Source organism: Promicromonospora iranensis (assembly GCF_028994775.1).
GTDB classification, from domain to species: domain Bacteria; phylum Actinomycetota; class Actinomycetes; order Actinomycetales; family Cellulomonadaceae; genus Promicromonospora; species Promicromonospora iranensis_A.
Genome location: NZ_JAJQMN010000006.1, coordinates 366,964 through 381,721, shown reverse-complemented (window position 1 = coordinate 381,721; position 14,758 = coordinate 366,964). Strand labels below are relative to the sequence as shown.

11 protein-coding genes are annotated in these 14,758 nt (G+C 71.5%); 5 read left to right on the top strand and 6 right to left on the bottom strand.

Annotated elements, in window-relative coordinates; all coding sequences use genetic code 11:
* Positions 1-25: 25 nt before the first annotated feature.
* Positions 26-1,537, bottom strand: coding sequence for a flavin-containing monooxygenase (locus LUU90_RS13845; protein WP_275004005.1), 1,512 nt, complete (start codon positions 1,535-1,537; stop codon positions 26-28).
* Positions 1,534-3,939, bottom strand: coding sequence for a 7,8-didemethyl-8-hydroxy-5-deazariboflavin synthase CofG (cofG, locus tag LUU90_RS13840; protein WP_275004004.1), 2,406 nt, complete (start codon positions 3,937-3,939; stop codon positions 1,534-1,536). The genes LUU90_RS13845 and cofG overlap by 4 nt, the downstream gene beginning before the upstream one ends.
* A 182-nt stretch (positions 3,940-4,121) precedes the next feature.
* On the opposite strand from cofG, the gene LUU90_RS13835 reads away from it, so the two are divergent.
* A complete protein-coding gene (locus LUU90_RS13835; protein WP_275004003.1) occupies positions 4,122-5,210 on the top strand; it encodes a glycoside hydrolase family 5 protein in 1,089 nt (362 codons plus the stop codon).
* A 277-nt stretch (positions 5,211-5,487) separates the two neighbouring features.
* Here the strand turns inward: LUU90_RS13835 and LUU90_RS13830 are convergent, their stop codons facing one another.
* From LUU90_RS13830 to LUU90_RS13815, 4 genes are read right to left on the bottom strand one after another with little or no spacing between them, the layout of a single operon-like run.
* Entirely contained in the window at positions 5,488-6,201 is a 714-nt protein-coding gene (locus LUU90_RS13830) for an ABC transporter ATP-binding protein (RefSeq protein ID WP_275004002.1), read from the bottom strand.
* A 1-nt stretch (position 6,202) separates the two neighbouring features.
* Entirely contained in the window at positions 6,203-7,867 is a 1,665-nt protein-coding gene (locus LUU90_RS13825) for an ATP-binding cassette domain-containing protein (RefSeq protein WP_275004001.1), read from the bottom strand.
* On the bottom strand, positions 7,867-8,742 hold the full coding sequence (locus tag LUU90_RS13820) for a branched-chain amino acid ABC transporter permease (protein WP_275004000.1): 876 nt from the start codon (positions 8,740-8,742) through the stop codon (positions 7,867-7,869). Before LUU90_RS13820 ends, LUU90_RS13825 begins: the two co-directional genes overlap by 1 nt.
* Positions 8,743-8,754: 12 nt before the next feature.
* Positions 8,755-9,924, bottom strand: a complete 1,170-nt coding sequence (locus LUU90_RS13815) for an ABC transporter substrate-binding protein (protein ID WP_275003999.1) — start codon at positions 9,922-9,924, stop codon at positions 8,755-8,757.
* A 208-nt stretch (positions 9,925-10,132) separates the two neighbouring features.
* Between LUU90_RS13815 and LUU90_RS13810 the strand changes: the two genes are divergently transcribed.
* The 4 genes from LUU90_RS13810 to tig all read left to right on the top strand — a co-directional run bounded on the left by LUU90_RS13810 (position 10,133) and on the right by tig (position 14,723).
* Positions 10,133-11,410, top strand: coding sequence for an ABC transporter substrate-binding protein (locus tag LUU90_RS13810; protein ID WP_275003998.1), 1,278 nt, complete (start codon positions 10,133-10,135; stop codon positions 11,408-11,410).
* A complete protein-coding gene (locus LUU90_RS13805) occupies positions 11,407-12,327 on the top strand; it encodes a carbohydrate ABC transporter permease (protein ID WP_275003997.1) in 921 nt (306 codons plus the stop codon). The genes LUU90_RS13810 and LUU90_RS13805 overlap by 4 nt, the downstream gene beginning before the upstream one ends.
* Positions 12,324-13,133 (top strand): carbohydrate ABC transporter permease, encoded by an 810-nt coding sequence (locus tag LUU90_RS13800; RefSeq protein WP_275003996.1) that lies wholly within the window; start codon positions 12,324-12,326, stop codon positions 13,131-13,133. The genes LUU90_RS13805 and LUU90_RS13800 overlap by 4 nt, the downstream gene beginning before the upstream one ends.
* 189 nt (positions 13,134-13,322) lie before the next feature.
* Positions 13,323-14,723: a trigger factor gene (tig, locus tag LUU90_RS13795; protein WP_275003995.1), complete on the top strand. Its 1,401-nt coding sequence runs from the start codon at positions 13,323-13,325 to the stop codon at positions 14,721-14,723.
* Positions 14,724-14,758: the final 35 nt, after the last annotated feature.

The window sequence follows — 14,758 nt, the reverse complement described above, 5'->3', positions numbered from 1 at the left end:
CTCCGGGTCGCTCGTTGCTCGCCGTTCATGGCGGAGGAGCACCCACGGCCGCGCCGTCGCGGGCGAACGGGGCGGGGTCGAAGACGCCGAACCGTTCGCGGTACTCGGCCGCGCGGCCGGGCCACAGGAGCGTGAGCCGGCCCGAGCGCTCATCGACGTACCAGCTGCGGCACCCGCCGCGCAGCCACACCGTCCCGGCGGCGCGCTCGTCGATCTCCCGCGTGTACGCGGCCTCGGCCGCCGCGGACACCTCCAGCGGGCAGCCCGTCTCGTCCTGGTGGTCGAGCGCGCCGAGCACGTAGCCGATCTGCGCCTCGATCACCTCCAGGGCGGAGTGGTGGCCCAGCCCGGCATTGGGGCCGTCCAGCACGAACAGGTTCGGGAAGCCGTGCACCACGGTGGAGGCGTGGCTCGTCATGCCGTCGGCCCAGTGCTCGGCGAGCCTCTGCCCACCGCGGCCCGCCACCAGGTGGGCGAACGGCGGCCGGGTCGTCTCGAACCCTGTGGCCAGCACGAGCACGTCCACCTCGTACCGCGCGCCGGAAGCCGCGACCAGCGTCGATCCCTCGACCGCTACCGGCGGGCCCGGCTCCAGCGTCACGTGTGGCTGCTGCAGCGCCGGGTACCAGTCGTCGCTGAACAGCGCACGCTTGCAGCCCACCGCGTAGTCCGGGGTGAGCAGCTGGCGCAGCGCGGGGTCCGGCACCTGGGCGCGCAGGTGTGCCTCCGCGCGTTCGCGCAGCTCGGCCTCCGCCGTCGTGCCGGCCACGCGCGCCTCGAACAGCCGGTCGGCCTCCTCGGCGAGCGCGGCCCGGTCCGGCCGTGCCTCGCCGGGCGCGTAGGCACGGTCACCGCGCGGGAGCACCCAGGGCGGGGTGCGCTGCAGCACGACGACGGACTCCGCCCGGCGTGCCAGCTCGGGGACGAGCTGCACGGCGCTCGCGCCGGTGCCGACCACACCGACCCGCAGCCCGGCCGGCAGGTCGCGGTCCCAGCGGGCGGAGTGGAACACCCGGCCAGGGAACGTGCCGAGCCCCGGGAGGTCGGGCACGCGCGGCTCGCTGAGCCGGCCGACCGCCGTCACCAGCACGCGTGCGGTCAGCGGGCCCCGGGACGTGGTCAGCTGCCATGCCGCCTCGTCCTCGTCCCAGCGTGCGCCCGTGAGCTCCGTGCCGAGGCGTAGGTGCGGGGCCAGCCCCTCGGACTGCGCGACGTCCCGGACGTACTCGTGGATCTCGGCGCCCGGCGCGAACACGCGCGACCAGGCGGGCTGAGGAAGGAAGGAGTACGAGTACAGAGCGCTCGGGATGTCGCACGCGACGCCCGGGTACACGTTGTCGCGCCAGGTCCCGCCGACGTCGTCGGCCCGTTCCAGGATCGTGAAACCGGTGCGTCCGGCGCGGCGCAGCCGGGCGCCGAGGCCCACCCCGGCGAGCCCCGCGCCGACGACCGCCACGTCCACGGCTGTGCCAGGTCCCGGCCCCGTGCCGCGGCCGGAGTCCGAGCCCTGGCGTGCGGCCCGGTGCGCTCCCGTCACCCCACCTGCCCGTACGTGGTCGTGCGCTGCCGGACCGGACGGCCCAGCTCGCCGGCGAGCCGGGTCACGTCGGCGACGGTCAGCTCCCGGCCCTGCTCGGGGCCGGCGTCCGGGTCCAGCACGCCGTCGAGCAGCACGCCGCCCAGGTCGTCGGCGCCGCCCGCGAGCACGCGCTGCGCGCCCCGCATCCCGAGCTTGGTCCACGCGGCCTGCACGTGGTCGATCCGCCCGGCGAGCATGAGCCGCGCCACCGCGTGCAGGGCGCGGCTCTCGCGAAGGGTTGCCGTACGTGCGCCGGGCACCGGAACCGGTGACTCCGTGGGTAGCCAGGGCATCGGGATCAGCTCCGTGAAACCGCCCGTCGCGTCCTGGATGTCGGCCAGCCTCCGCAGGTGCAGCACCTGGTCGCGCGCCGACTCGACGTGTCCGTACACGATCGTCGCCGTCGACCGCAGGCCTGCCGTGTGCGCGGCGCTGACCAGCTCGACCCACCGCTCGGCGGGGATGTCGGTGCCGCCGGTGAGCAGGTCCCGGACCCGGTCGTCGAGGATCCGCGCGCCGGTGCCCGGCACGGTGTCGACGCCGGCGTCGCGCAGCGCCGTCAGCCAGTCCGCCAGGGGGAGCCCGGCACGGGCGGCGCCGTCGGCCAGCTCCGCCGGGCGGAAGGCGTGCAGGTGCAGGTCTGGCCCACCCCGTCGGACGGCACGCACCAGGTCGAGGTAGCCGTCCGCACCCGCCGACGTCGGCGGCACGCCCTGCGCGCACACCTCCGTGGCACCGAGCTCGACGGCCTCCCTCGCGAGGCCCTCGACCTGCTCCGGCGACAGGCCCAGCGACGCGTCGATGTTCCGGTTCACCGCATACGTCACGGCGTCGCCGGTCCGCGCACGGCGCACCTGGTCGGCGAGCGCCGTGAGGTCCTCGAGGTCGGCGCCGTCCGCGCCGAGCAGCTCGACCCAGGCGGCGTCGTCCGCTCCCGCGGGCTCGACAGCGACGTCGGCGAGAAGCCGCCCAAACCCCCCACCCCTCCCGTTGAGTGCTGGGTATTTGCGCACTGCGGGGTCGAAATCGCGCAGATATCCCGCACTCAACGAGGTGGAGGCGGGGGACTCGCCCTGGAGGGCGTCGTGGCGGGCCAGGCCGTAGTCGTCGGCCAGGGCCAGCACACGGTCGCGGAGTCGGTCGTCGAGCCACTCGGCTCCAGCGCGCGCCTCGCGCAGGTAGTGGGGGTGCGCGGTGAGGCGCTCGCGCAGCGTGTAGCCGCCCTCACCGGTGAGCCGGGCCAGGTCCTCGATCTGCGGCCAGGGCCGCTCGGGGTTCACGTGGTCGGGGGTGAGCGGGCTGACGCCGCCCCAGTCGTCGATGCCGGCACGCACGAGCAGCTGGAGCTCGGCGGCGTCGGTCAGGTTGGGCGGCGCCTGGACGCGCATGCCCGGGCCGAGCAGCACCCGCGCCACGGCGACGGCGGCCGCGTACTCCTGGGTCTCCAGGTCCGCGGCACCCATCATGGCCGTGGCCGACTTGGCGCGGAAGTTCTGGACGATCACCTCCTGCACGTGGCCGTGCCGGGCATGCGCGTCGCGCAGCGCCAGCACCGAGTCAACGCGTTCGGCGTAGTTCTCGCCGATGCCGAGCAGCACACCGGTGGTGAACGGGATACGGGACCTGCCGGCGTCGTCGATCACGCGCAGCCGCAGGGCCGGGTCCTTGTCGGGGGAGCCGAAGTGCGCCTCGCCCTTCTCGGTCCACAACCGCGAGGACGTGGTCTCCAGCATCATGCCCATCGACGGGCCCACCGGCTTGAGCCGCTGCATCTCGGCCCACGACATCACGCCGGGGTTCAGGTGCGGGAGCAGGCCGGTCTCGTCCAGGATCAGCTGCGCCATGTGACCCACGTACTCGAGGGTCGAGGAGTAGCCGTGGTCGTCGAGCCACCGGCGGGCGACCGGCCAGCGGTTCTCGGGGCGGTCGCCGAGCGTCAGCAGGGCCTCCTTGCAGCCCAGCGCCGCGCCCTGCGACGCGACCTCCAGGACGGCGTCGGCCTCCATGTACGGCGAGATGCCGGCCTTGGCGAGCTTCCCCGGCGACTGGACGAAGATGCAGTAGTGGCACCGGTCCTGGCACAGGTGCGTCAGCGGCACGAAGACCTTGCGCGAGTACGTGATGACGCCCGGCCGCCCGGCCTCCTGCAGGCCGATGTCGCGCATCGTGCCCGCGACCGCGAGCAGGCGGTCGAGGTCGGCGCCGCGGGCGTGCAGCAGCACCTCGGCGTCCGCCCGGTCGGGCGATGTGCCGCCGCCGTCCTCCAGCCGGTCGAGCGCCGCGTCCAGGACCGCGCGGTCCGGGGCTTGCGGCTGGTCGGCGCCGCGCGAGGGCATGCGCAGGATCAAGGGAACAGTCATGAGCCCACCTCGGGTGCGGGAACCGGATCGGGATGGTCCGGAGGGGACGGGCCGACACTATGTCATGTGGGAATCCCGCATTTCACCCGACGGCGACCGTTGCTAGCGTCGTGGCGACCAGCAGGGCGGCAGCGCAGCCGCCTTCTGCCCCGGCTTCGCACACGAACTGAGGTGGTCCCATCATGGTTTCCCGCCGCGCTCCCATCATCGTCGCAGCCGTCACGGCCGCGCTGCTGGCGACAGGAACGGCCGTCGCTTCCGGCCTCCCGGCCGTGCCGGCGGCTCCCGCTGTCGAACGGGGGGACGTCGCGGCGGAGCCGCCCGGTGCTGCCGCTCCCGCCGCCGTCACCCCGGTCGAGGCGAACGGCCAGCTCACCGTGTGCGGCGTCGGCCTGTGCAACGAGCACGGCAAGCAGATCCAGCTGCGGGGGATGAGTACGCACGGCACCCAGTGGTACTCGCAGTGCGTGACCGACGGTTCGCTCGACACTCTCGCGTCCGACTGGAACGCCGACGTCGTGCGCATCTCCACCTATGTGCAGGAGGGCGGCTACGAGACCGATCCGGCGCGCTTCACCGCGCTGGTGAACCGCTACATCGACATGCTGACGGCGCGCGGCATGTACGCGATCGTCGACTGGCACATGCTCGAGCCGGGCGACCCGAACTTCAACCTGGAGCGCGCCAAGACGTTCTTCACGGCCATCGCCGAGCGGAACAGCGGCAACAACAACATCATCTACGAGGTCGCGAACGAGCCCCACGGCGTGTCGTGGCAGACGATCAAGGGCTACCACGAGCAGATCATCCCGGTGATCCGTGCGAAGGACCCGGACGCCGTCGTCCTGCTGGGCACACGGGCGTGGTCCTCGCTGGGCGTCTCGGAGGGCTCCAACGAGTCCGAGGTGGTCAACAACCCGGTCGACGCCTCGAACGTGATGTACACGTTCCACTTCTACGCCGCGTCGCACGGGCAGGAGTACCTGGACGCGCTCTCGCGGGCCGCGGACCGGATACCCATGTTCATCACGGAGTTCGGCACCCAGGACTACGCGGGCGAGGGAGGCAACGACTTCGCGATGTCGCAGCGGTACCTGGACCTGGCGGCGTCGAAGAAGATCAGCTGGGTCAACTGGAACTTCTCCGACGACCACCGGTCGGGCGCGGTCCTCACCGAGGGCAGCTGCGCGAGCGGCTCCTTCGGGACGGGGAACCTCAAGGAGTCGGGGCGATGGATCCGTGACCGGATCCGGACGGCGGACGACTTCTAGGTCCTGCGGTCCTGCGGCCCGGCCTGGCGCGGCCTGGCGCGGCCCGGCCCGGTCCGGTCGGGGGCAGGCTAGACCTGACGGGGACGTGCCAGGTCCGGTGAAATTCGTTCGGCTCGGCCCTGCCTGATTCACCTCAGCTGAACTGTTCGGCTGAGGTGAATCATGCGGGCCCAGGGTGAACGAAGTTCAGCCCACCTGGCACCTACCGCACGGCACCACTACCGCACGGCACCACCGACTTTGTCGGCGCCCCCAATAGGGTCGCCGGGCTGCCCGTTCAGGCCGTCCCGAGATACGCCTGGACCACGTCGTCGTCGGCCAGGAGCTCGGCCGCCGGGCCGGAGCGCACGACCTCGCCGGTGCGCAGGACGTACCCGTGGTCGGCCGCGCGCAGGGCCCGGCGGGCGTTCTGCTCCACGAGCACCACGGTGGTCCCGGCCTCGCGGATCTGCGCCACGACGTCGAACACCTCGTTCACCACGAGCGGCGCGAGACCCATGGACGGCTCGTCCAGGAGCAGCAGGACAGGCTCGGCCACCAGGGCCCGGGCGATCGCGAGCATCTGCTGCTCGCCGCCCGACAGCGTGCCTGCGGGCAGGTCTCGCCGCTCGCCGAGCACCCCGAACCGCTGGTACATCTCGTCGATGGCGCGGGCCGCGGCGCGGCCCCGGTGCCAGCCGCCCATCGCGAGGTTCTCGGCGACGGTCAGCGTGGCGAGGATCTGCCGGCCCTCCGGCACCTGGACCAGGCCCCGCGCCACCAGCTTGTGCGCGGGCGTCCGGGTGATGTCGGTCCCGCGGAACCGGACGCGCCCGCCGTGCGGGCGCACGATGCCGGACACCGCGTTGATGATCGTCGACTTGCCGGCTCCGTTCGCGCCCACCAGCGTGACCAGCGAGCCTTCCGCCACGCTGAACGAGACGTCGCGCACGGCCTCGACCCGGCCGTAGCGCACGGAGAGGTGCTCGACCTCGAGTGCGGGCTGCGTCATGTCAGGCCTCCGTCCCGAGATACGCCTCGACCACTCGTGGGTCGGCGGCGACGGCGGAGGGCGCACCCGACGCGATGATCTCGCCGAAGTCCAGCACCACCACTCGGTCGCAGACCTGACGCACCAGACCCACGTTGTGCTCGATGAGCAGCACGGCCAGGCCGTCGTCGGCCAGGGACCGGATCAGGCGAGCGAGCTCGCCGGCCTCCACCTGGTTCATGCCGGCGGCCGGCTCGTCCAGGATGAGCAGGCTCGGATCGGCCGCGAGCGCCCGAGCGATCTCGAGCCGCCGCTGGTCACCGTACGAGAGGGCGTTCGCGCGCGTGCTCGCCGCGTCGAGCATGCCGACGCGGTCGAGGCACCGGGCCGCGTGGGTGAGCGCGGCCCGTTCGTCGCGGCGCGCCGACGGCAGCCAGAGGAGCCTGCGAACCAGGGTCGGCCTCGTCACGAGGTGGCCGCCCACCAGCACGTTCTCCAACGCGGAGAGGCGGCCGAACAGCTTCGAGTGCTGGAACGTGCGGCTCACACCGGCGGCCGCCACACGGTGCACGGGGGTGCGTCCGGCCGCGACGCCGAGCACGCGTGCCTCGCCCGACGACGGCGCCACGAGCCCGCTGATCATGTTCACGAGCGTCGTCTTGCCCGCGCCGTTGGGTCCGATCAGGCCGAGCAGCTCACCGCTGTGGATCTCCAGGTCGACGTCGCGCACCGCGTGCACGCCGCCGTAGTCCTTGCTCAGCCCGGTCAGCCGCGCCACGACGTCGCCCCGCGGGGCGCGCTCCCGGGCACCAACCGCGCCGCCCTCACCATCCGCCCCGTCGAGCTCCGGCACCCGGAGCCGCCGGGGGATCCGCCCGGCGAGGCCGCCCGGCAGGAACAGGATGACGACGAGCAGCAGCAGGCCCGCGACGAACGGCCGGATCCAGCCGGCCTCGACGCCCAGGGCACGCTGGATCTCGGGGATCATCGTGAGGAACGTGCTGCCGACCACGGGCCCGATGAAGACCGTCGTGCCGCCCACCATGGCCGTGACCAGGCCGTCGATGGCGGCTGTGAACCCGAAGTCGGCGGGTCCGACGAGGCGCACCGTGTACGCCCACAGGACGCCGTAGAGCCCGGCGACGGCGCCGGCGGTGGCGAACGCTCCCAGGCGGTGCCGCCCGACGTCGATCCCCATGGCGCCGGCGGCGAGCTCGTCCTCGCGGATCGCCTCCAGGGCGCGGCCGTACCGGGTGGGCGCGGACCGCCAGAACCAGTAGGCGACCACGGCCAGCACCGCCCAGGCTATGGCGGGGGTCACCACCTTGGGCACGGTCATGCCTTGCGCGCCGCCGGTCCACTCGGCGTTGAGCAGGAAGATCCGCACCGCCTCGGCGAATCCGAGGGTCGCGATGGCGAGGAACACGCCGCGGAGGTGCATGGTCGGCAGCCCGAGCACGACGGCGGCCACGGTGCCCGCCGTCGTGCCGATGACCAGGGCCGCCAGGAGGGCGGGAAGGTCGCCCACGACGTCGGGGTCCGGGGCGAGCAGCACGGACGTGTAGGCCGCCACCGACGCGAAGCCTGCCTGGCCCAGGCTGAGCTGGCCGGCGTTGAGCACCGCGTAGAAGGAGAAGGCGAAGATCGCGCCGAGCGCGATGAACGTGACCGTCGACTCGGTGAACATCAGACCTGCCGCGCCCGACGTCCGCCGAACAGGCCCTGCGGCCGCAGCAGCAGGATCCCGAACAGGAGGGCGAACGCGATCAGGTCGCGCCACGCCGAGCCCAGGTACTGCACGGCGAACACCTCGGCCACACCGAGCAGGAGCCCGCCGACCAGCGCACCGGGCAGCGAGCCCATGCCGCCCACCACGATGACCGCCAGACCCTTGAGCTCGATCGCCGACCCCATGCCGAGCTGCGCGGAGTTCACGTTCATGGCGAACAGCGCCCCGGCGACCGCACCCAGCGCCGCGGAGATCGCGAACGTCGTGGCGGTGACCCGGTCGACGTCCACGCCCAGCACGCGTGCCGCCGTCGGATTCTCCGCCACGGCCCGCATGCCCCGCCCGAGCCTGCTGCGGGCGACCAGCCAGGTGAGTCCCACCACGAGGGTCACGCAGACCGCGACGATCACCACCTGCAGCAGCGTGACCTGCGCGCCGAGCACGTCGAACCGCGTGGCGGGGAACGTGTCCGCGGGGAACCGGCGGGTCTCGGCGCCGTACCGCCACTGGAGCAGCGCGATCAGCATGCCGGCCACGGCGATCGAGGAGATGAGGCCGGCGAAGTGCGCGTCGGCCCGCCCCTTGAGCGGCCGGAACGCCACCCGTTCCACGATCAGGCCCAGGAGCGCACCCACCACGGCCACCGCGGGCAGAGCCGCCCAGAAGGGCAGCCCGCCCACGGTCACCAGCTCGATACCGATGAAGGCCGACGCCGCGAACACCGCCGGGTGAGCGAGGTTCAGCCGGTCCAGGATGCCGAAGACGAGCGCGAACCCGACGGCGAAGAGCGCGTAGATCGACCCGATGAAGAGCCCGTTGAGCAGCTGTTGCATGGCGGCGCGCGATCAGTCGAGCACGGCGAACTCGCCGCCGTCGACCACCTGCACCACAGCCTCGTGCTCGGCGTCCCGTTCGTCGTTGATGGTGAGCTCGCCCAGTACGGTCGGCACGCCCTCGATGCCCGCGAGGCCCTCCTTGATCGCGTCGCGCTCGCCGGAGCACGACGCCCGGACGGCGGTGTCGATCAGCATCAGGCCGGTGTAGGCCTGGGCGGCGAACTGGTCGGGCCGGGTCCCGTGCATCTCCTCGAAGTCGGCGAGGAACGCGGTGTTCTCGGGGGTGTCCGACCCCGAGTTCCAGGCCGCGCCGACCACGACGCCCTCGGCGGCGTCCCCGGCGTCGGCCATCAGCTTCGGGTTGTTGAAGCCGTTGCCGCCGATGATCGGGACGTCCAGGCCGAGCTCGCGTGCCTGCGTGACCAGCGGGATGGCCGCCTCGATCAGGCTCGAGACCACGAGCGCGTCCGGCTCGGCGGCCTTCGCCTCGGTGAGCAGAGCCCGGAAGTCGGTGTCGGCCACCGAGAAGGCGAGCGTGTCGGCCACCTCGATGCCCTCGGCGTCCAGCGCCCCGGTGAACACCTCGCCGCCGGCCTCGGCGAGCGCGTCGTCGTTGGCGTACATGAGCACGACCTTCTCCAGGCCGTACTCGGCCGTCGCGGCCGCCACCGTCTGCGGGATCACCTGCGACTCGGTGAGCGAGTCGCGGAAGATGTAGTCGCCCTGCGCCGTGATGCCGTCCACGGTGTTGGAGATCGCGAGCACCGGCACGCCCTCCTCCTGAGCGATCGGCTGCGCCTGGAACGCTCCCGTGGACAGGGTCGGCCCGATGATCACGCTCGCGCCGTCGTCCGCCGTCAGCTGTTCGAACACGGCGATGCCCTGCCTCGGGTCCGTCTGGTCGTCCTCGACGGTCAGCTCGTACTCGACGCCGCCCTTGGCGTTCAGCTGCTCGAGGGCGAGCTCCAGGCCCTTCTGCTGCGACTCCCCGTAGCTGCCGGCCGCGCCGGTGAGGCTCAGCGCCGCACCCACCGGTACGGGCGAGCCGATGGTGCAGTCGTCGCCGGTGCCCTCGCCCTCGAGCCCGCCGTCGGCCGTCCCACCACCCTCCGACGTGCAGGCCGTGAGCGAGACGGTCAGGGCGGTCGCGGCGAACAGGGCGAGTGCACGGTGCTGCATGCGGTTCTCCAGAGTCTGACGAAGGCGTCGTTGCTTCGGAAGAGATAGCCGTACAAGCCGGTAGCGGGGGAAATTCTGGCACGGATGTGGTCTCGATCACACCCATTTCCGATCAGGACACGACGTATCGATTCGGCGCAAATGCTTGACACTCCGTCTCCGGACCGGAAACGTCCGGCGCATGAACCGCCGAACCACCCTCGCAGGAGTGACCACAGCCGTCGTGGCACTGACGCTCGCGGCCTGCGCGCCGACGTCGGGCAGCCCGGAGCCCGGTACCGCAGCGGGGGAGGGGTGCGACGGCGAGCCGGTGGCGCTCGACGTGTGGTCCTGGCGCACCGAGGACGTCAAGACGTACGAGCAGATCTTCGACGTGTTCGAGCAGGCCAACCCGTGCATCACGGTGAACTTCCAGGCCCACCTCAACACCGAGTACGACCAGATCCTGCGCACGGGGCTGACCGGTTCCGACGGGCCCGACGTCGCGCAGGTGCGGTCCTACGGCCTGCTCCAGCCGCTCGTCGAGGGCGGCAACCTCGAGCCGCTCGAAGACCTCGTCCCGGCGCTCGGCGACTTCGACGACGCCATCCTCGACGGCGCTCGCGGACGGGAGGACGGGGCGGTCTACGGCGTGCCGCTGGCCTCCCAGACCATCCAGGTCTACTACAACACGGCGATCTTCGAGGAGAACGGCCTGGAGGAGCCCGAGACCTGGGACGACTTCATGGCGATCAACGACAAGCTTCTCGGGGCGGACGTGACGCCCCTCGCCGTCGGCGCCCGCGACGGCTGGTTCGTGCCGACCGTGCACGATGCCCTGACGGCCGCCCAGTACGGCGGCGCGGACTTCCAGCAGGCGCTGCGCGACGGCGACACCGACTTCACCGACCCGGGCTACGTCGACTCGATCCAGACGCTCAAGGACCTGCAGAAGTACATGCCCGAGGACGTGACCGGCGTGGCGTACACGGACGCGCAGGTGCTGTTCACGTCCGAGCAGGCGGCGATGTTCGCCGGCGGCTCGTACGAGCTGGCGTTCTTCCAGGAGGCCAACCCGGACCTCGACCTCGGTGTGTTCCAGGTGCCCCCGCCGCCCGGGTCGGCCCTCGACCACCCGGTCACCGCCGGGTACGCGGACGGCAGCTGGGGCCTCTCGGCCACCACCGAGCACCCCCAGGAGGCGGAGACCCTGCTGAACTGGCTGGCCACGCCGGAGTTCGGGCAGCTGGTCGCCGACGAGCTCAAGCAGTTCTCGCCGATCCCCGGCGTCGAGTACTCCGACCCGCTCCAGCAGGAGATGTGGGACCTGTACCAGGAGAACCCCGCGCCGTACCTGCTGCTCGTCGACTACCGCTACGGCGACCCCGTGGGCACGGACCTGATGGGTGAGGCGGGCCAGAAGCTGTTCCTCGGCGACGTCGACGCCGAAGGTGCCGCGCAGATCGTCCAGGACGGCCTGTCGGCCTGGTGGACACCGGGCGAGTGAGCGGCCGTCGCACAGCGGCGCTGCCCACCCCCGTAGCACTGCTCTTCCTGCTGCCCGCGGCAGCGCTGTTCGGCATCTTCGTGCTCTACCCCATGGCGACGGCGCTGACGTACTCCCTGTTCTCCTGGCGCGGCACCGCGCAGGAGGCCTTCGTCGGGCTGGACAACTTCGTCGCGCTGTTCACCACCGAGCCGTACCGCAGCCAGCTGCCGCGGGCGTTCGCGCACAACGCGCTCCTGTTCGCCGGCGCGATGGTCGTGCAGAACTCCGTGGGCCTGCTGCTGGCGTACGTGCTGCACCGGCGGGAACGCGTACGCCGGCTCTTCCAGGTGCTGTACACGATGCCGTACCTCGTCTCACCCCTGGTCGTCGGGTACCTGTGGTCGCTGCTGCTCTCGCCGCTGTTCGGCCCGGTGAACGCCGCCCTGCGCGCCCTCGGCCTCGGGTCCGTCGCCCAGCCGTGGCTGGGCGACCCCGACACGGCCCTCTGGGTGGTCGTCCTGGTCACCGCCTGGCAGTGGGTGGGGTTCCCGCTCCTGATCTACGGCGCCGCGCTCGGGTCGCTGGACCCCACCATGGAGGAGGCCGCGATGCTCGACGGCGCCACCTCCCGCCAACGGTTCTGGCACGTCACCCTGCCCATGCTGCTGCCGGTGATCGGCACCGTGAGCGTGCTGACGTTCATCTTCTCCATGGAGGCGTTCCCGATCCCGTACGCCCTGGGCGGGTCCAACGGCAGCCCGGCGGGCGCCACCGACGTCATGTCGCTCCTCTTCTACCGCACGGCGTTCAACTCGGGCGCCTCCAACGCGATAGGTATCTCGTCAGCGGTGGCGATCGTCCTGTTCGTCGTGATCGTCGGGGTGTCGGTGCTGTTCACGCGCTGGTTCCGCAAGGTCGAGCGGGGCCTGACGTGAAGCGCGCCGCCGTGCACGTCGTGCTGTGGGGCTACGCGGCCGTCGCGCTGCTGCCCCTGCTGATCATGGTCTGGAACTCGTTCCGGTCGGACCAGGAGCTGGTGGCCGAGCCGCTCGGACTGCCCGTGAGCCCGTCGTTCGACGCCTACCAGGAGGCCTGGGTGGAGGCGTCGTTCTCGACGTACTTCCTCAACTCGGTCCTCGTCACCACGGCCTCGGTGGTCCTGTCCACTGCTGTGTCCCTGCTGGCGGCATACGCGCTGGCCCGCTCGCGCTCGCGGCTCATGGGCGTGATCGAGCAGGTCTTCGTCTCGGGCCTGATGATGCCCGTGTTCCTCATGATCGTGCCGATCTTCTACCTGCTCGATCGTGTAGGGCTCGCGTCCACCCGGACCGGCCTGATCCTGGTCTACGCGGCGGTCTCCATCCCGTTCTCGGTCTTCGTGCTGTCGACGTTCCTGCGGCAGCTGCCGGTCGAGCTGGAGGACGCCGCCCGGATCGACGGCGCGGGGCCGCTGCGCACCTTCTGGTCGGTGCTGCTCCCGCTCGTGCGGCCCGCCGTCGCGACCGTGGTGGTGTTCCGCTTCGTGCCGATCTGGAATGACTTCTTCTATCCGCTGATCCTCGTGCGCGACCGCGCCCAGTACACGCTGCCGGTCGGCCTGACCACGTTCTTCGGCGAGTACCAGACGTCGTGGTCCACGCTGTTCGCCGGCCTCGTCATTGCTACGCTCCCGTTGGTGCTCCTCTTCCTGGTTGCCACCCGGCAGATCGTCGCCGGGCTCACGGCAGGGATGGGACGCTGACGGTGTGCGGCACGACACCAGGTTGCATTCGGCGCCTGTGGTCGTGGGGCGTACCATTGACGGGTTGCCCGTGCGCCTGGCGCACATCGCTTTCAGCGAGCAGCCGCAACTGAGTTGAGCATCCCCGCGCCACCCCGGGACGCAGTACGCCGGCGTGCGCGCACCCCCGACATTCTGGAGACCATCGAAGTGAAGAGCGCCGTCGAGACCTTGGAGCCCACCAAGGTCAAGCTGACCGTCGAGGTGGACTACGACGAGCTCAAGCCGAGCATCGATCACGCCTACGAGCACATCGCGGAGCAGGTGAACATCCCCGGCTTCCGCAAGGGCAAGGTGCCCCCGCGCATCATCGACCAGCGGGTCGGCTGGGGCGCCGTGATCGAGCACGCCGTGAACGACGGCCTCTCCGGTTTCTACCGTGACGCGCTCGGCGAGACCGACCTTCGTCCGCTCGCCCAGCCGGAGATCGACGTCACCGACATCCCGGCCAAGGCCGGCGAGGGCCAGCTGAAGTTCACGGCCGAGGTCGAGGTGCGCCCGGAGATCGAGCTGCCCGACCTGTCCGCCGTCGACCTGACCGTCGAGTCCACGCAGGTCACGGACGAGGACGTCACCGAGCGCATGGACGCCCTGCGGGAGCGCTTCGGCACCCTGGTGGGCGTGGACCGCCCGGCCGTCGAGGGCGACTACATCGTCATCGACCTGAAGGCCGTCATCGGTGACGAGGAGGTCGACTCCGTGTCGGGCGTCTCGTACCAGATCGGCTCCGGCAACATGCTCGAGGGCCTGGACGAGGCCCTGACCGGCCTGTCCGCCGGCGAGACCACCACCTTCAAGGCGCCGCTGGCCGGCGGCGACCACGAGGGCAAGGAGGCGGACGTCACCGTCACCGCCACCTCGGTCAAGCAGCGCGACCTCCCCGAGGTGGACGACGACTTCGCCCAGCTCGCCTCGGAGTTCGACACGCTGGACGAGCTCAAGGAGGACCTGAGGACCCAGGTCGCCGGCATCAAGACCTCCAACCAGGCCGTCACCGCCCGTGACGCCCTCATGGAGAAGCTGCTGGAGACCGTCGAGGTCCCCGTGCCCACCGGTGTGGTCCAGGCCGAGGTGCACCGCCACCTCGAGTCCGAGAGCCGCCTGGAGGACGACGAGCACCGCGCCGAGGTCACCGAGGACGCGACCAAGGCGATCAAGAACCAGATCCTGCTCGACACCCTCGCCGAGAAGCTCAAGGTGCAGGTGAGCCAGGGCGAGCTCGTCGAGTACCTGGTGAGCGCCTCGCAGCAGTACGGCATGGAGCCGAGCGAGTTCATCCAGACCCTCGAGCAGGGCGGTCAGATCCCCGCCATGGTCGGCGAGGTCGCGCGCTCGAAGGCCCTCGCGGTCGCGCTGCGCCAGATCGAGGTCAAGGACTCCGACGGCAACGTCGTCGACCTGAGCGAGTTCATCGGCTCGGAAGATGCCGATGAGGCCCAGGCCGCGCTCAACGACGCGATGGCACAGGCCCAGGAGGCCGCTGACGACGAGGCGTCCGAGACGCCCGCGGAGGGCTCCGAGCCGGAGTCGTCGGAGCCCGCCAAGGCCTGACGCACACCCGGCCCGACAGGGCTGAAGCATGACGC

Bases quoted from the DNA above. Each gene is read 5' to 3' on its own strand.
- cofG (WP_275004004.1), bottom strand. From the start codon at position 3,939: ATGACTGTTCCCTTGATCCTGCGCATGCCCTCGCGCGGCGCCGACCAG.
- LUU90_RS13835 (WP_275004003.1), top strand. From the start codon at position 4,122: ATGGTTTCCCGCCGCGCTCCCATCATCGTCGCAGCCGTCACGGCCGCG.
- LUU90_RS13830 (WP_275004002.1), bottom strand. From the start codon at position 6,201: ATGACGCAGCCCGCACTCGAGGTCGAGCACCTCTCCGTGCGCTACGGC.
- LUU90_RS13825 (WP_275004001.1), bottom strand. From the start codon at position 7,867: ATGTTCACCGAGTCGACGGTCACGTTCATCGCGCTCGGCGCGATCTTC.
- LUU90_RS13820 (WP_275004000.1), bottom strand. From the start codon at position 8,742: ATGCAACAGCTGCTCAACGGGCTCTTCATCGGGTCGATCTACGCGCTC.
- LUU90_RS13815 (WP_275003999.1), bottom strand. From the start codon at position 9,924: ATGCAGCACCGTGCACTCGCCCTGTTCGCCGCGACCGCCCTGACCGTC.